Below are 17033 nucleotides of genomic sequence, written 5' to 3'. Positions count from 1 at the left end.
TGATGCCATCACTGCTGCCGGATCCCTGAATTCAGCAGCAAGAGCAGCACTGCTTCTTTGCCCGCTCAGCGATGAGCGATCAGGCGTGCATTCGCGCGGCGGCGCATCCCGACCCCTGAATGGTTACTGATTTTAGCCGGTTTTTCAGATGTTCCCTAGGGAAACCACACAGATCCTGAGGGGCAGGGGATTAACGTCTAGTGCGGGATTCTTGTATTCTTAGTACTGACGATGGTGACAGAGAAAGGAACAGCCACATGCTGATCAAGCCAGAAGCCGAAGAGCACTTCGAGAGCAGCGCCAGCCATCACCCAACGCCAGTCACCGACAAGGAAGGCCAGCGCCAATGCTGATGTGCCTGAAATATAAATAATGGCAATATGCGCTTGAGGCCAACCAGCCTGGTGCAGGCGCTGGAAGAGATGCAGACGATGGGCTTGGAAGATCTTGTGGCCGGCCATAAGGCGACGCAGCACGCAGACGAAAGCATCAGCAAAAAGAGGAGTGGCTACCAAGAGCAATCCAAGAGCTGACGGCCAACTGGGCACCAGTAGAACAATACCGGCGAACATGGCACCGAGAAAGGTACTACCAACATCGCCCAAGAACACTTTGGCTGGACTCCAGTTCCAGACCAGGAAACCGAGAAGGGCTCCAACAACGGACCAAAACGACCAGGGTGCTGCCAGCTCAACCGCACCGGCAATGAAGGCAATCGTCAGGCAGCCAGCCACAAGGCCATCCAGTCCGTCCATAAAATTAGTGAAGTTGATGACAGCTGTGATAGCGATTACAAGCAGCAGGAAAACAATAACTCGCACCGCCAAGGGCAGCACAAACAATGACAGACCAGCCAGTGAGAGCAACATGAACGAAGTTAGTAACTGCACCGCGTAGCGAAACCCAGCAGGGAGGTCAAACCGGTCGTCGAGCAGCCCCACCAGTGCCAAGGGCGCACAGAAGAAAGGAAGTGTCGCCAAGGGAGAGGACCAATTCGCCACCTCGGCGATAAGGCTAGTCATCACGGTAACCAGCACAATTGCAAGGCCACCACCGCGAGGAGTTGGCACAGCATGTGCGCTACGAACGTTAGGGAGATCCAGCAGATGCCGTTGCAAACGAGGGATCATCCAGCGCAGAAGCAGCCAGCTAGCAGCGCCGCTGGAAAGCAGGGCCAAGCATGCAGAAACAGTCACTGAAGCCATCACGGGAATCATCACCAACGTATGAGGCCGAGTCCAACGAGGCAACGGAACTCGGGTGACAGCGTCGAACTTCTAATGGAAGGAGGATGAGGATGAGGAAGCCGAAGTCGGACAACCCATGCTAAATCGATGATGCGTACCATATCAACTCAACAAAGTTAATTTAATGCCTGTGGTTGGCACAGAAGACGTACAAGCAAGGGGGGACACAGGAAAAGGTTGAGGGTGAATGTCCAGCAGCTGGTGGCTGGGTGTAAAACCGGACAGATCAGCGCCAAGGCGTAGCACAGCCTCATAAGCCTTGGGGGAATACCAAAGCAATGGCAGGAAAACGGAGTAAAAAAGACGATCGGGGATCGAAAGCAATCGACAGCGGCGGCCGGGATCGCCAGCGGGTAAGGCCTCCTTCAAAGCCTGGAGCATGGCCAGGTAGCTCAAGGTGGTGTCACCACCGAGAGCGATCGGCCCACAGAGATTGCGATCAGCGCAGAGCCGATGATTTGTGCCAGTGGTGTTGAGTTGGTGGGCCAAAGCGAGAGCCACGGCCGCCAGTTGGCTGGCATGGATCGGCTGACGCAAACCTGAGTGGGCCGGCAAAGGTAGCAGCGGCAGGCGACGCATCACGGCAACGAGTCGGCTGAGGTTGCGATCTCCATACTGGCCCGCTTGGCCATAGATGAGGGTGGGCCGCAGGATGCGGCAAGGGATGGCGTAACGGCTGCAGGTCGTTAGCAGCTGGTCTTCAGCCCCGGTCAGGCGAGCTACCAGTTCGCGATCAAAGCTGTTGGTGGCAAATCGCTTGGTGAGTGCTGAGGATGAGGAGCAAGCGATCAATCCGCGCAGACTGGTGAGGTGCTCGGGGTTCTGACTGCTCCATTGCTCAAGGAAAGGAGCCAGCAGCCAGATCGGGCCGAAACTGACCCAGACGGCAGGAACGTCGGCGGCCGATGGGCGGAACCCGTCAGGATCACGGAAGTCAGCCCGGTGCATACCGCCTTGATGGCGGGAGTAGGCATGAACCTGCCAATCCGGTGCGGCTGCAACGGCCAGTTGGCGAAAGGCTTCTCCGCTGGGGGTGGCCGCCCCGAAGAGATGGATCTGCATCATCAACGGGACAGGAGGCTGCTGATACGGCGCAGATAGCGGGCCAGAAACGGAATCCACCAACACCAACCAAAGGCACGAAGGTAGGCACGGCAAACCTCCTGCAGGCGGCGGCTGGTCTGCTGACCGCTGATGCCGCCATCAGCCATGTGGACAAGGTCGAGATCAAGCAGCTGCACCCGCAGATCAGGGTCGCGGCTGAGCTGGAGAAAGAAGTCGAGGTCGGCCGAGAGACGGAAGCCTGGGGCATAGCGAGCGAGGTGACGGCGAGCACCCGGGCCAATCCAGGTGGCCTGGTGCGGCGGCGTGGAGCCGAGCCAAAGGGCACGACGGTAATCAGCAGCGGGCAGAAGGAGCTGCTTGGCCGAAGACCCGCTGAAGGCGGTTGGTCGGCCAAGAACGCCGCTGCCAGCATCAACGTAATGGCCACGGCACACCAACAGATCGGGAAGGCCAGAACCACTGATGGCATGCTCCAGAACTGCTACGGCCTTGGCCAATACACTGGGTGTTGCGGCCCAGTCGTCGGAGCCCCAGAACAGCAGCCAATCAGTGAAGCTAGCGGCGGCGAAGCCCTGATTCATGGCCCCGAAGATTCCCGGTTCGTCTGGTGACTGGGGGATCCAGCGGCAACGAAGATCAGTGGCACAGCATTGCTGCAGCCACTGGCGGTGCTCGGGTGCTGAGGATCCGTCGATGAACAGGAGGCGCCAGTGGGGCCAGCTCTGGGAGTGAAGGGAGTTCAGCAGGCGCGGCAAGAGCTGAGAAGAGTTTCGCGTGGGAACGACAATCAGCAGGGAAAGTGTCATCGTGTCCTTGAATCTTGGCTCCAAACCGAGCGCAGGAATGGATCGATCACTGTCATGCTTCAGACCTAAATGAAGGCTAGCGTCGATCAAAGAGATCACAAGGCTCTGAGCCCTATTGGAGGCTGACTGTGATGCGTAGTCGGCAGGGCAACCTTTACTGAGTCGAAGCCAGTGACTTTAGGTGATCAAGCATTGATGGGGGTCTCAGATACGGCTCACCTGAAAGGATGTGAGAGACCACAGAAAGAGGGATTGAGGGCCCATGAGCCAGCAGGCTATGCGTCAGACTCACAGGCTCCCAGTATACTAGACGCTGATGCTAAACTCATGCACCCCACAGCAGACAAGGACATTGAAAATTTCCATGCCCCGCTCGCCTGAGCGCACCCTTGTGCTTATGCCTCAGCCACACCGCCATGGGAGGGGATTTTTACAGACAGGCCTATTGCTAAAAAATTTCACCAGTTGTTATGCGCAGAAGCCATCCCTAATCGGCCTAGCACTATAGCGAAAGCACTGGAATCCCGTCCTTTAACATTTCATAGACATGAAAAGCTCTAGAATGGTTTTGGCGAAAGATCAAGCCCGCGTCTCATCACTTCCCTTGATCATCGCTATTGGTTATGTACTTGTAATTTATCTACTGTCCCTGCGATCAGTTTGCCTCAATCTTGACGATGTTGATTTTGGCTATGCAAGCGCATTTTCATGCTCCGAAATTATTGGTTATGCTTGGCTCCCTCTAGTGCAGATCATAGGAATATTAATCGGATTCAATATCTTAGGCCCCATAAAGCAGACTATTATAAAGCCACCCAAGTTATCACTTGGATTCCGTCTTCAAAACTCAAGTCTGGCATTTTTATCACTATTAGTTATTGTTGCTATATTCTCTTTCTACGCCATCACAGCCATTGAAAGTCTTCCACTATATGAAGTTGGCACAAACGAGATTCAGCGCGAGGTCGGGGGCAAGGGCGCATCCTTTTTCGTCTTAGTTAGCGGTTGTTTATCCATTATTAATTTGCATACCAGAAAGTATAGTCTTATATCGTTTGCCTTGGTTTGCCTGACGTCTCTACTCTTTGCATGGTTTGACGGGAGCAGATCGGCGATTTTACCATTTCTTGTGTATACCTATTACTATGCGTCACAAAGAAAATGGAAGCTTTCACTTTCAATGGCCTCAATAAGCGTTTTACTATTCGTTCTAGCCCTATCAAGTAGATTCATTGGAGACAAGTCGCTTGATTCCCTTATTGTAGTTTTAGATGACGTAATTTCTTCACTTTCTTCCATCAATCTTGCATACTTGTTCCAGCACTCTTTTCTGCACCTTATTTATGTAATTGATCAGGCCCCCTATCAATTTAATTTGAACGACTTACTTTACAGCATCATTCCACTTCCATCCTCATTTCATTTTATAAATGCTGATCCTGACTTATGGCGAGTAGACTATTTTAGACCGATGGGCGCGATGGGAGAGCTCTTTGTGTTCAGTCCGGTGGCTTTCGTTTTATTCAATAGTGTTTATGGCATTCTGATTTATAAAGCAACTCAGCTCAATAATCTCTATGCTCGTCTAATTACGAGTTGCATTATTCTTACATCATTCGCCATGGGCTATCAATACGGCCTTCGGACAGTGCAGTGGCTGATTTACTTGTCGATATTATTAATCTATTCTTGTCGAGGCAATGGCAAGCTGCATAATAAAGAAGCTGTTATTCTGTAGCCGCTATTTCCACAACCTACTCCTCTGCATTAACTTACGAACAAGTAGAAGCTGCAAGAAACTAATTTTGAAACTCATGACTACTTCCGAATAGATATGCGAATCATAAATCATACACTCTTGGGCCGCTATTGGGCCTTCAGCCTTAGCCTAGTCAACCAATTGAAACTTAGAACTTATGCCACTTAAGGAAGCTTCAACTATTACCAGATCGCGAGCCCAAGTAAAGCAGCAAATCAGAACATGAGTCATTAAAGATTGAATTCCACGTCTTCAGGCTTTAAATTCTTTGATCGTGTAAGGTTTTAGACATGAATCGCTATCTTCTGTGCTGCGGTGATGCCACGAATCCTGCTACTTGGAGCAACATTCCATATTTCCTGCTTCAGGCAGGTATGCAGGATGGCTTGCTCCAGGGAGGGCTGGGGCTTCAACCCGAACGGATTCGTCATCAGCGCCGGCTCTGGAATCTGAACCAGCTGCTGCGAAGCAGCAAAGCAGGTGGCTTCCAGTACAGCAAAAAATTCGGTCAAACCTTAATGGCTCAGTCGGGGCTTTCTTCCGAGCAGCCCTTGGCCCTGCTCAGCCACTTTCCTCTGCTACCGCCCGAACCCTGGCCCGCCCCCTGGCGGGTGGATTTCTACATTGATGCCACCACTCGCCAGGTTCTCGACGATAACGGCACGGGCCAGCGCCTCAGCGAGGGGTTTCGGAATCAGGTGCTTGAACGTGAACGCCGCGCATATCAGCAGGCTCATGCCGTGGTGTGTATGGCTCAGTGGGCCGCAGATTCAGTGATTACCGACTATGGAATTGATCCAGTCAAGGTTCATGTGGTGCCCGGTGGCGCCAACCTCGATGAGATCCGGCTTGCCAGTTTGCCAGCGGCACCCCTGCCCCCACCTCCCAGCCTAAAGACACCGCTTCGGCTTGGGTTTCTCGGCAAGGACTGGCAGCGCAAGGGTGGACCCTTCCTGCTGCAGCTGGCTGAGGCTCTGAAGGCTCTTGGAATCCCGGCGGTGGTGCGGGCCATCGGCCCGGATCCCGCTGTGCTGCCGTCCCATCCGGCCCTCCACCCCCTGGGTTTCCTCGACAAACAAACCGAAACCGCTCGCTTTGCGGCCGAACTGCAGAGCTGGCACTTTGGCACGTTGTTCTCCTCCGCGGAAGCCTTCGGCATCTCCAACCGCGAGTGTCTACGTCTTGGGGTGCCCGTTCTTGCCCATGCGGTAGGCGGCATCCCCTCCACCCTGCCCGATGGCGGCTGCAGCCAGCTGTTCGCCCCCCATCCCAAGCCGGACGTGGTGGCCGACTGGATTGCATCCCGCCTCACCCCCTATGAAAGCTACGTTGGCTGGCGTGCCGCCCTGGCACTTCGCTCTCGCGAATTCACATGGGAGGCGGCAGTAAAGAGACTGGAGAAGATTATTGGCTATCCTCAGCCCACCCCAAGCAGCGATGGGTGAGATGACCTGTTCGTGCTCGCAAACCTTAAAGCTGTACAGCTTGTGATCGACCCAGTGCGGCCAAGAGGGTTGAGCGGAGAGCAAATGTTGACTTCCCACGGCGTGGACTGAGCATGGGCCTGCTTGTTGCCCTCCATCGCATTGGGCCTTATCACCACGCCCGCTTTCAGTACGCAGCGCACGAGCAGAAGCTGCACGTGCTAGAAACCCGGCCCCAGTCACAGGAATACCCCTGGGCCTTTGCTCCTGGCAATGGCTACACGATTCATCGGCTCAGCGGCCATCCCAAGCCGGAAGCTGACCCCCCCATTGGGGACTTGGATCGCCAACTGGTTGCAGTACTTGCCAAGGCGCACCCCCGGGTAGTGGTGAGCGTCGGCTGGGCCGACCCTGCCTACCAGCGGCTACTGCTGATCTGCCACCGTCAGCGCATCCCCCTGGTGATCGTGAGCGACAGCCGCGAGCATGATGAGCCTCGCTTTGCCGTGAAGGAATGGATGAAGCAGCAACTGCTGCGCGGCTATTCCGCCGCTGTTGTGGCCGGCACTGAAAGCCGTGCCTACCTCGAGCAGCTGGGTTTTGCTCCAGAAGCAATCACACAACCCTGGGATGTAGTGGACAATCAGCTCTTTTCCAGTGCCGCAGCAGCAGCAGCAGCAGCAGGAGACGGCTCGAAGTCAGATCCCGAGGAGTTCCTTTGCGTGAGCCGGTTCATAGCCAAGAAAAATCACCTAGGCCTACTGCGCGCGTACGGCCTCTATCAGCACGCAGGTGGTCGTTGGAACCTACGGCTGGTGGGTTCAGGGTCAGAGGAAGCGGCGATCCAGGCAGGGATCTCTGAACTTCCTGAACCAGAACGGGTGAGTCTTGAGCCATTTCGGCAACTCAACGCCCTCACCGATGTGTATGGCAGGGCCAGCGCCTTCGTGCTGGCCAGCAGCTCCGACCAGTGGGGCCTTGTGGTGAATGAGGCCATGGCTGCCGGATTGCCGGTCCTGGTGAGTTCAGCCTGTGGCTGCACTGTTGATCTGATCGACCAGGGCAGGACTGGCTTCTGCTTTGATCCCCTTGATCCCAGGACGCTGGCCCAGTTGATGCACCGGATTGAAGCCCAATCAGCCCAGGAGCGTCTCACAATGGTTGTAGCGGCGAGGCGGCGGCTGGAAAGTTTCAGCCTCGCCAGTTTTTCCCAGGCACTGCAGGTCGCTGCTGTCTATGCATCAGCAAATCCTGCATTCTCATGGCGATCAAGATGCATCGCTCAGCTCCTTTCCCATAGGCTTCGATGAACAGGATCAATGGCAAGACAAGATCGTTCACGTTCTATCTGCAAGATCCTTCTTACATTAGCTGGTATCACTGGTATCAGCGAGGCAATTGCACGCTATGGCGTGGGCCTGGGCACTCCCCCATTGTCAATTGTTGATCCGGAAATCGAATATATGTTTCGCCCTGGTCAAGATCTAAGTCGATTTCATAATCGATTCGCCATCAATGCATATGGCATGCGCAGTGATGGCATGGAAGCCGAGCCTGTACATGGTGTTCGACGGATCCTTGTATTCGGTGACTCAGTAATCAACGGAGGTGCTCAAAACCCTCAAGCCTCGATTCCCACTGAAGTGTTGAAGCAAAGACTACGGTCCCAGGGGAAGCGGGTTGAGATTGGCAATGTCAGTGCTGGAAGCTGGGGTCCTGGCAATTGGCGTGCATGGGCCGAACGCTACGGATTTATGGGAGCCAGCGATGTGGTGGTGGTTGCTTCCAGTCACGACGCATGCGACAATCCAAAATATACTTCCTTGAATCCGCTGACACAGCCTACGGAGAATCCACGACTGGCACTTGAAGAACTGCTCTTTCGTTATCTTTTGCCCCATCTCCAGTCACGATTTGGCCTGGATCGATCAACTTCGATGCACACAAGCACCGCCTCAATGGTTTCAGTTCCAGCATGTGAGAATATCTCGTCAACTGAAACACGCCAAGGGTTGGCTGACCTCCGAGCATTGCTTACGTCAGCCAAAGCCTCAGGAGCACGCGTCAAGCTTATACTTCATCAAGAGCGTGACGAGCTAACAAGAGGTAAGCCCTATGAGCAACACAATCAACTGGCACTTTTAGCTCAGCAGACGGGGATATCTATTGTGGACGGACGAAAAGTGTTTAATCATTGCAGCTCAAATATTGAGACCCTTTACAGTGACAACATTCATCCCTCCACCTCCGGCCTTAAGTGCATATCTAAAGCAATAGAGATAGCCATAAGTTTACAACCATAGGGAACTTCGAAGATTGCCACAACTCAGGCTGGCATGAGCGGCTACAGACTCATCTTGCGAAAGTGTCAATCCCCCTCCCTCCATGCCGACATGTTGCTGGTTCGACAGACAGACTCCCCCGGCAGTCTGTGATGACCATGTCAATTGTTGAGGCCGTCCCGGCCGCATCCCGGCCAGCCCGGGCAATGGACAACTAAGCCCAACAAGGCGGCTTACCGGCTCAGAGGGTGCAATTGGGCCTCGGGCGTCATAACTCTGCAGCCCGCTCCGGCCGGCTGCGGCCGAGCAGGACATCCTTGAGTGCGAGGAAATTGCCGGCGAGCTGGCCGCGCCGGTCGCACCAGGGGTCGCTGCCACGCAGAAAGCCCACCGCGTTGCCGATGCAGGAGCGAAGGATATTGCGCGCGGCGTAGCAGGGCGGCAGCACTCCCTTGAGCATCAGGTACCAGGAGTTCGCAACCTGCGAGTAGCCGAACCGCACGCCCGAGACACGTGCCTTCCGGGTGCCGAGGTGGACGCCCCATAGGTAGTCGGTCCAGATCATGCTGGTCCATCTGCCCCGGCTGATCCACCCCGCACCGACAGTTCGAAGGGAGAAGTCGAGGTCTTCGAGCCAGCCGTAGAGAACGAGGTGCTCGTCGAACAGGATGTCCTGGATTGCCGCGGCGCGGAAGATCATGTTGCATCCATAGGGGCTGATCCCTGAGCGCACCTTGCTGTCGGCGAAGCCGGCAGGTGTCGCCTCGCGGTCGCGCGCCTCGACCATCGCCAGGCCGTCGGCCCAGTCGATGCCACCGAAGCCTGCACCATCGGCCAGCACGAGCCCGCTCACGATAACGATGTCGGACCGGGCCACCATCACCTGCTGCAGGCGCTCGATCCAGAAGTGCGACGGGATGAAGTCATCGTCAAGGAAAGCGACGATGTCGACATCATCGCGTATAACAAGTAGAGCGCGGTTGCGCTGCGCCGTCAAGCCGACCGCGCCGAAGATGATGTCCACCGGCGTCCCGGCAAGGCTCCGGATGGTGGCCGCGTCCTCCGCTGCGATGTCCTCTGGACCGGTGGCGGAAACGACAATGCGGGCTGGGGGGACCGATTGGGCGCCGAGGTGGGCCAAAAGCCGGGTCAAGACCTCAGGCCGGCCCTTTGTGGCGATGATGAGACCTGTGCGCAGGGCCATGTAGTTCACTATTGGTTCTGTGGCAGATTTGTCCGTGTCATGGTCGACGCCGCTGAGAAAGGCAGGTTTCAGCTCCAAAGGCTTGAATGGCGATGGCGTATTGGGCAGGCGATGTCAGCTGGGCTCGCATTGCAGATTTCGGTCCAGCGCCGACAGTTTGAAAGGCATCGTGAAGAAAGTCACAGTCGCTATTCATTATGAAACGGGATGTCACTGTCGCCTAGCGGATGAGTGAAAACGATGACCAGGAGTACAGACGGGAACGTCGTCAGCGCGTGGTAGGAACGTATGGCGAAGACGACGACACCCGTGTAATCCCTGCGCCATTTTCAGGCAAGAGTGGAGTATCCAGTTGCCGGAAGAGAATAGTAGATATTGCGTTGTGCCATCAGCTCATAAGCTTGCGCCATGCAGGGCTGAATCTAAATCCCAGCAAAGATTGAGTTCGAGCTCAACAGGGCCATACTGATTGGCCTCAATTCACGTATGGAGCTGGCAACTGCTACACGTCCGCTTCATCGACCTACCCTTCTCCACAGGCCCTCGCGATCGTCTGAGCCAGCACGTCATGACCGTTCTCCACCTTTCCCACGCCGCTGATGCTTCCGATGGTGGCATTGCTACCGCAGTGACCGATTTGATCGCTGCTCAGCGGGTTGCCGGCCTTGAGGTGGACTGGCTGACAAGCGATCGCTTCAAGGGGTTTCACCGTGATCAGAATCTGCTTGGGGCAGTCAAAGTCGCTCACCCCTCCTTACTTCATCTCCATGGCCTCTGGCGTAGCCCCACACGCATCGCCTCGCGCCTGGCAGATTCGAGCCACCCCTTGGTGATAGCTCCTCACGGCATGCTCGATCCATGGGCTCTCGTTCACTCACGCTGGAAAAAGCGGCTCGCATGGAGCCTCTTTGAGCGCCGGGCCCTGCGCTCAGCCCGCTGCATCCACGTCCTTTGCCCGGCGGAAGCAGCCGTGACAGACGCCCTCGATCTGGGTCGGCCCATTGCCGTGATACCCAATGGTGTAACCATCCCCACGACGGCTGCGGCAGAGCCGCCGCCTTGGGCAAACACCATTCCTGCCGGAAGCAGCGTTTTGCTGTACCTGGGCCGATTCCACGCAAAAAAGGGGCTCGTTCCCCTACTCAAAGCTTGGCAGGTCGTGGCTGACGAGGCCGAGCGCCATGGCTGGTGGCTGGCCTTGGTGGGCTATGGCGATGGGGGTGCCCTGGCTGAACAGGTCTCCGCTGCCAAGGCGAGGGGGGAGCTCGCACGCGTCTCGCTGCATGGCCCTTGCTTCGAGGAGCAGAAGCACGCTTGCTTAACGGCGGCCAAGGCCTTTGTTTTGCCAAGCTTTTCCGAGGGCCTGCCGATGGCGGCACTCGAAGCCATGGCCTATCACCTACCAAGCCTGCTGAGTACCGCCTGCAACATCCCTGAGGCCTTCAGCTCGGGAGCATCGTTGCCTGCGGAGCCGGAAAGTCACGGTATCTTGGCAAAAAGCCTCCACCGCTTGTTTGAATTGAGCGAGGCCGAGTCAGCAGCAATGGGTTCAGCTGCCCATGCCTTAGTAGCCCAGGGATACAGCTGGCCCCGAGTGGCTGAGCAGACACGCCAGCTCTACGACTGGGTCCTTGGCAACGCTGAACGGCCTGGGTTTGTGGAGGGATAACCGATGATTCACGGGATTCAGCGGCTCGATAGCTACAGCACCCCTCCCAGCTGGCACACCGGTGCTTCGTTACGACGTCGGATTCTTTGGCGGTTGTTCGGTTTGCCTCTGCTTGCCAGCCATCTGCCAGGCACAGCCTGGCGGCAGCAGCTACTGCGTGTTTTCGGAGCGCGCATCGGCGCAGGCGGCCGATTGAAGCCTCAGTTACACATCACCTTTCCCTGGCGTCTGGTGATTGGGGATCACTGCTGGTTGGGCGAACAACTCTGGATTGATAATCTCGCCCCTGTGACTCTGGGCGATAACGTCTGTCTATCCCAGGGCGCCTTCCTCTGCACAGGAAACCACGATTTCCGTACACCTGGATTTGATCTGCGCCTAGGCCCGATTACTGTTGAATCTGAAGCCTGGATCGCTGCCCGTGCTGTTCTCGCTCCAGGCACTCGTGTGTGCACTGGTGCGGTTGTAGCTCTCGGTGCAGTTGCAAGCGGTACCGTACTTGCCAATACCATCGTGCAGGGAAATCCTGCTCAGGTAGTGGGATGGCGGAATAGGCAGCGATGATGTCAGCATAAGAACGACAACCGGCACGAGTCTAACAACCCATCTCCCTGGCAGAAGAAGATCAGAATCTAATTGTTTTAACCTGAGAAGAATGTGCGAATTTTCTTGCCCAGTCGCCGCAGCCTGGAGCGACGAGTAAGTCCAGTATCTGACTTGCTGAGTTGTGCCTTATTGATACTGGCAGTACTTGCAGCATTATAATATTGATGGGCAATTGATGGATCGTGTACACTTTCAGTATTACGGGAAAAGGAAGATTTTGCGCCATAGCCATAGCCATAGCCATAGCCATAGCCATAGCCATAGCCAGTAATAAACCCGCGATTGGATCTCGGCTTTCTCCCGTTAGTAACAACCCCAAGCAAAGGCGCTCCTGATACAAGAATTCGCTTTGCTGTTTCACTGGGCAACTGCCGATCAACCTTGCCAAGGCTGACAAGTAACATAATACCATCTAAATTTGAAGCCAACAACACTGCGTCAGACAAACCAAGAGTTGGAGGAGTATCATATAAGATCAGATCATATAACTGTGATTCAGCAATACTTTGGACAAGTTCGCTCATTTTTAGCGAACTAAGCAGACGAGGTGGATCAGGCACACTGCGTCCAGCAGTAATCACATCCCAGCCTGCAAAACCAGGTACTGGCTGGACAAAGTTTTGCCAATTAAGAGACTCTTCAATAAGTAGATTAGACAGCCCCTCTAAATTATTGAGCCCAACTCTCTTGTGAAGTTGTGGCTTTCGCAGATCAGCATCAATCAAGAGAACTCGCTGCCCGAGTTCGCTTAGAGTCTTAGCAAGAAGAACTACTACAAGGCTCTTCCCTTCAGCAGGAATAGAGCTTGTAATAGCAATCGACTTTAGAGGTCGATTTGCGTTGAGAAACTTAATACTGGTATAAAGATTTCGTAATGACTCTTGGTAACGAAACAACTGGGAACCAAACTTCTCTGAGGACATAGCGTCGAGATCCTGCAGAATAAACTGATCGTCCTCAGCAAACTTATTGAAGAGTTCAATATACGGGATATGACCAAGCAGAGGTAGATCCAAGTCATCAACTACCTCGTTTGATGTGTGGAAGACATTGTCGAGCTTGTCAGTGATTAGTGCTAAGCCAGTGCCAGTAAGGAAGCCAAGTAAAAGACCAAGACTTAGACTATTCCGAACATTGGGCTCTACCGGGCTTGGATTTACTGCAGCTGGCTGTATTACTTTCCAAGGAATAATATTTTGTGCAATTTCTAATTGAAACTGATCCCTTGTCCGCAAATAACTAGCAAGATTTTCATCGGATATCATTTGCTTATTCTTGATGTCCTCATACTGACGTAGCAAAGAAGGCTGCTTACTAAAACGTTGATCAATACGAGCAATTTGGCCTGTTGTTGCGGAGATTGAACCTTCAAGCTGCCTAATAGTTGCATCTACCGCTTCGATTTCTTTTCTCTGTAGGGCAGGCTTGATTTGACCCCTTGCCGCAATCAGATTTTGGAGATAGGGTGAATCCGGTTTATAAATAGCTTTTGCTTCGGCGATCTGCTGCTCGATTTTGTTAAATTCTTGGAGAAGAGGCTGATTTGGTACATCCAAGCTGAGGCTAGTACCGATACTTGCGGCGGATGATTGATTGCTGGGTTCGCCAGCAGTACTGGAAAAACCACTAGCAGTCAATTTTCCACTGGCGACATCTTTGCGTACCTGTTGAAGCCTAGCCAGCTCTGATTTCTGCTCTAGAAGCTTTAGTCGCAATGTATCAACTTGCTGACGGTTGGCCGAGGCTTCCTGCTCGGGTAGCAATACATTATTCTCATTGCGAAATCTTTCAAGCAAAGCCTGTAGATTCAATGATTTTGATTCTAGCAACGGTTCCTGATTATCAAGGAATTTCATTCCCTCGATCAACTTTCTTCGACGCTGTTCAAGCGACCATTGGAGATAAGCTTGCTGAGTTAGCCGCAGAGCTTCACGAACTAGCTCGGGTGAAGGGCCGCTAATCGTAGCCTGCAGTACACCATCAGACTTAACTCGTTTTCTCTTGCTCGCATTTCCTGAACCCTGTGACACCTCCACCAGTAGTTTTTCGACTTCAGAACTTCCTGGAAACTTCTCATCAAGTCTTGAAAACACAGTTGTCAAAATCTCTTCACTCTCAAGCACTTCAATCAGAGTGGGAATATCATTGCTCCCTCCAGTATTTCGTGCAACGGATGCAATGCCAACTTCATCAAGGGGCGTACCAGCTCCAACCTGTTTCTCATTACTGATTGGATCAGATATGAGCAAGCTAAAGCTCCCTTGATAAACCGGATGATAGATTCTCTGATAGATCAGCCAAGCTATCGTACCCGCTGTTACAGCGACTACCCCGACAAAGAATGCCTTGCGTCGACGCCTGACAATACGAAAAAGTGAACTCAGGGTTATTCCTGATTCTTCAGCAGACATCTTGGTCCCTTCAAGAATCGGGACTGAGCCTGACGAGCGCTGTTGAAGCTGAGAGGAGCTCCCATCAGTGACGATCGTCATCGCATCTAAATGTCAGTCTCCATGGATTGTAAAGGAGTTTGGCCGATCCAGCAAGCGTGGCGTCTCACACAATAGAAAAGATTGACTTGAAGCAGCACCCCTGGGAGAACACTCAGATTCAATTGCAGTCAGGCCAGTCGAAAATTTCATATCGCCTGCCAGGTCACCACATCGTCAGCTTCCGTTCAGGGGCAGGGATGTTCTTAACACGTCTGTGAGCACTCAATCGCTACGTTGCTGAAAGGAATGGATTTCAAGCAGACGATAAGGTGCAACCACAATGATCAGGAGTCAGCGATGGCATCACGCACCAGAGGCTTACTTCCTGGTTTCTCCATGAACTAGGAGAGTCTGCTTACGCAGAAGAAATAACCTGCGGCTACGCACCTAGCAAGGCGAAGAGGTTCGCTCGCCCGCTCACAACCCAGATACACGAATTTCCGTGACATCGCCACGAACTTGTGGCGGATTGGCCAGCATCTCTGAGGCATCTGTTACGAGTGATTTGCGTGGACGCTCAAGTGGTGCCAATGCTTAAACAGGTGCTGTTACAACACCAGGGCATCAGCGGTGAGATAGGAGCGGCGCTGCTGGCGGTTTTCGGTCGGCAGGTTATTGACGGCAGAGAAGCGATCAATCACTGCCAGCCAGCCATGCAAGCCGAGTTGATTGTCGCCATCGGCATCTCTGGCGGAGGCTGCGGTGTGCACTTGCATTGCCGACAATGAAAAAACGGACATTGACTATATGGTATTTCCCAAGAATGTTTCGTTGTCCAAGCACTCGAAGCAGAAGAGCAGTTTAATCATCATAGCTGATTAGAGATATTCAAATTCGTCGTTTTCGGCGCCCTTGAAATTGAATCACGAATGCAATACGAGGACATCCTGATGACAAAGGATGGTCATTCGTCATCTTACACAGTCTTTTGCCAGTAGATTATACCACAGATTGGCAGTCGCGACGATGTCATAAAGACTGACATGAGATCTGGCCTGAGTAGCCAGGACAATACGGTCAGAGTCTGAGGACATCAGATCTTTCAGCCGCGAAACCCAGGCCGGCCCATTGCCTGCCGGCAGCAGCTCTCCCGCCTGGCCGCCAAGCAAAACCTCGCGGCATGCAGGTACGTCGCTTGCGATCACCGGCAATCCTGCTGCCATGGCCTCGATCAGCACGATGCCGAAGCCCTCGGTGGAGCTGGTACTCAAAGCGAATAGATCAACCTGTCCCATGAGTTCGGGAATATCGTTTCTCACCCCCATAAAGATATCCGCCGGATCAAGCCCAAGTTCCCTGGCCAGGGCCTCACAAGCTGGCCGCTGGGGACCATCACCCACCAGCCACAGCTGCCAGCCCAACCGCGCCAGGCCACTGGCTGCGAAGGCGCGGAGCAAGGTGGGCTGATCCTTCATCGTGTCGAAGCGGGCCACCATCAATACTCGCTGGGGATCACCCGGTGGCCGGGCGGCGCGGGCGGCGGCTGCGCGTTTCCGGATCGCCGCCACATCGCAGCCGTTAGGGATTACGGCTTCCATCAGAAGCCCGGGGGGCAACGGCTCAACACTGCATACCGCCGCCTCTGAGCAGGGCACCACCCGCAGGCCGAGTCGGGCGCTCCAGAGCATCAGGCGCTGGAAACCAAGGCGTCCGGGCCCGTCCTCAGGCGCCAAGTTCCCCATGCTGGTAAAGATCCTTGAAACTCCAGCCAGCCGTGCCGCAAAAGCCACCCAGAGCGTGAGGCGGTTGAAGGGGTAAATCAGCACCACATCCGGTTGAATCCGGCGCAGCACCGGCAACAACTGCCAGAGCAGACGGCCACCATCGCTGGGAGGGAGCTCCGTGATCGAAAGCCTTTGGCTGGCGACTAAGTGGTCGAAACCCTCTCGTTGGGTCTGAACCGTGATATCCAGATTGAGCAAGTGACTCTCCGCTCCATCAGGAGAATGGCGAATCAACTGCAGACAGAGATTCTCGATGCCGGCTGGATGGAAACCGTGGAGCACATGCAGCACACGAAGAATCACGAAGTCACATGGTCAATGGTCTCCACTGTATTGATCAGTGCCCATGCGGTGCGGATGGCTTGACTAACCGTGAAAAGTCTGATAACACATGGGAAAGAATGGGTCTCAGGCAATGGGTAGGTAAGCGAGCCTTGAGAGCTTGGGCTGCGAAACAAATTAAAACTTCTGCGGATCCCCAGACCCAGCACCAGGCCAATATGACCGGATGAGTTTTGCGCAAATCGAGCTGAATCGGTGTCGCAGAGCATTTTGAGCCTCCGCTATCGGCTACTGACCTGAACTCCAATCCCTCTGGAGGAGCTGAATTCCTAGATCCTCTAGCCGGGGCAGGGCTGCCTAAAAGTTCCACAACAGCATTCTTGGCACGGCTGTCAGCATGGGTTTTGGTTGGCTGGAATGGCGGCCCTCCATGCCCGAAACCCAAACCACCGCAACGGAAGAGAGTGTTCCGA

Annotated in this window: 14 protein-coding genes; 5 read left to right on the top strand and 9 right to left on the bottom strand. The window is 54.3% G+C overall.

The genetic code is table 11. The features are described 5' to 3' along the window. Positions 1–197: 197 nt before the first annotated feature. The 3 genes from KBY93_RS14825 to KBY93_RS14815 form a co-directional block, all read right to left on the bottom strand. Positions 198–1217: a glycosyltransferase family 4 protein gene (locus KBY93_RS14825; protein WP_255095202.1), complete on the bottom strand. Its 1020-nt coding sequence runs from the start codon at positions 1215–1217 to the stop codon at positions 198–200. Positions 1218–1349: 132 nt separating this feature from the next. Next, entirely contained in the window at positions 1350–2312 is a 963-nt protein-coding gene (locus KBY93_RS14820) for a hypothetical protein (RefSeq protein ID WP_255095200.1), read from the bottom strand. Beyond that, entirely contained in the window at positions 2312–3118 is an 807-nt protein-coding gene (locus tag KBY93_RS14815) for a glycosyltransferase (RefSeq protein WP_255095199.1), read from the bottom strand. The genes KBY93_RS14820 and KBY93_RS14815 overlap by 1 nt, the downstream gene beginning before the upstream one ends. Before the next feature lie 604 nt (positions 3119–3722). Between KBY93_RS14815 and KBY93_RS14810 the strand changes: the two genes are divergently transcribed. Beyond that, a complete protein-coding gene (locus KBY93_RS14810) occupies positions 3723–4856 on the top strand; it encodes a hypothetical protein (protein WP_255095198.1) in 1134 nt (377 codons plus the stop codon). A 305-nt stretch (positions 4857–5161) separates the two neighbouring features. On the opposite strand, the gene KBY93_RS14805 is transcribed toward KBY93_RS14810, so the two are convergent. Beyond that, positions 5162–5389 carry a hypothetical protein gene (locus tag KBY93_RS14805; RefSeq protein WP_255095197.1) on the bottom strand — a complete coding sequence of 76 codons (228 nt, stop codon included), beginning with the start codon at positions 5387–5389 and terminating at the stop codon, positions 5162–5164. Between the two features lie 39 nt (positions 5390–5428). Between KBY93_RS14805 and KBY93_RS14800 the strand changes: the two genes are divergently transcribed. From KBY93_RS14800 to KBY93_RS14790, 3 genes are all read left to right on the top strand, one after another. Then, positions 5429–6322, top strand: coding sequence for a glycosyltransferase family 4 protein (locus KBY93_RS14800; protein ID WP_255095196.1), 894 nt, complete (start codon positions 5429–5431; stop codon positions 6320–6322). Between the two features lie 368 nt (positions 6323–6690). Beyond that, positions 6691–7611, top strand: a complete 921-nt coding sequence (locus tag KBY93_RS14795) for a glycosyltransferase family 4 protein (RefSeq protein WP_255095195.1) — start codon at positions 6691–6693, stop codon at positions 7609–7611. A 9-nt stretch (positions 7612–7620) separates the two neighbouring features. Further along, positions 7621–8604, top strand: a complete 984-nt coding sequence (locus tag KBY93_RS14790) for a hypothetical protein (RefSeq protein WP_255095194.1) — start codon at positions 7621–7623, stop codon at positions 8602–8604. A gap of 247 nt (positions 8605–8851) precedes the next feature. Here KBY93_RS14790 and KBY93_RS14785 read toward each other — a convergent pair whose 3' ends face one another. Further along, the gene (locus KBY93_RS14785; protein ID WP_255095193.1) at positions 8852–9865 is read right to left on the bottom strand and encodes a glycosyltransferase family 2 protein; all 1014 of its coding nucleotides are present in this window, start codon (positions 9863–9865) and stop codon (positions 8852–8854) included. Between the two features lie 445 nt (positions 9866–10310). After that, positions 10311–10535, bottom strand: coding sequence for a hypothetical protein (locus KBY93_RS14780; RefSeq protein ID WP_255095192.1), 225 nt, complete (start codon positions 10533–10535; stop codon positions 10311–10313). On the opposite strand from KBY93_RS14780, the gene KBY93_RS14775 reads away from it, so the two are divergent. Continuing rightward, entirely contained in the window at positions 10458–11456 is a 999-nt protein-coding gene (locus KBY93_RS14775) for a glycosyltransferase (protein ID WP_399223306.1), read from the top strand. The genes KBY93_RS14780 and KBY93_RS14775 overlap by 78 nt on opposite strands. Before the next feature lie 641 nt (positions 11457–12097). Here the strand turns inward: KBY93_RS14775 and KBY93_RS14770 are convergent. The 3 genes from KBY93_RS14770 to KBY93_RS16190 all read right to left on the bottom strand — a co-directional run bounded on the left by KBY93_RS14770 (position 12098) and on the right by KBY93_RS16190 (position 16581). After that, a complete protein-coding gene (locus KBY93_RS14770) occupies positions 12098–14554 on the bottom strand; it encodes a polysaccharide biosynthesis tyrosine autokinase (RefSeq protein WP_255095191.1) in 2457 nt (818 codons plus the stop codon). 548 nt (positions 14555–15102) lie between these two features. Beyond that, positions 15103–15270: a hypothetical protein gene (locus KBY93_RS14765; RefSeq protein WP_255095190.1), complete on the bottom strand. Its 168-nt coding sequence runs from the start codon at positions 15268–15270 to the stop codon at positions 15103–15105. Positions 15271–15465: 195 nt separating this feature from the next. Then, complete coding sequence (locus KBY93_RS16190) at positions 15466–16581, bottom strand: glycosyltransferase (protein WP_255095189.1); 1116 nt, start codon at positions 16579–16581, stop codon at positions 15466–15468. Positions 16582–17033 lie beyond the last annotated feature (452 nt).

It is taken from the genome of Synechococcus sp. J7-Johnson (assembly GCF_024345795.1).
Taxonomy (GTDB): domain Bacteria; phylum Cyanobacteriota; class Cyanobacteriia; order PCC-6307; family Cyanobiaceae; genus Regnicoccus_A.
This window is presented reverse-complemented; position numbering and strand designations above follow the sequence as displayed.

Coding starts and splice junctions, on each gene's coding strand:
- KBY93_RS14825 (WP_255095202.1), bottom strand. CDS start 1,217: ATGATTCCCGTGATGGCTTCAGTGACTGTTTCTGCATGCTTGGCCCTG.
- KBY93_RS14770 (WP_255095191.1), bottom strand. CDS start 14,554: ATGACGATCGTCACTGATGGGAGCTCCTCTCAGCTTCAACAGCGCTCG.
- KBY93_RS14765 (WP_255095190.1), bottom strand. CDS start 15,270: ATGCAAGTGCACACCGCAGCCTCCGCCAGAGATGCCGATGGCGACAAT.
- KBY93_RS14815 (WP_255095199.1), bottom strand. CDS start 3,118: ATGACACTTTCCCTGCTGATTGTCGTTCCCACGCGAAACTCTTCTCAG.
- KBY93_RS14820 (WP_255095200.1), bottom strand. CDS start 2,312: ATGATGCAGATCCATCTCTTCGGGGCGGCCACCCCCAGCGGAGAAGCC.
- KBY93_RS14790 (WP_255095194.1), top strand. CDS start 7,621: ATGGCAAGACAAGATCGTTCACGTTCTATCTGCAAGATCCTTCTTACA.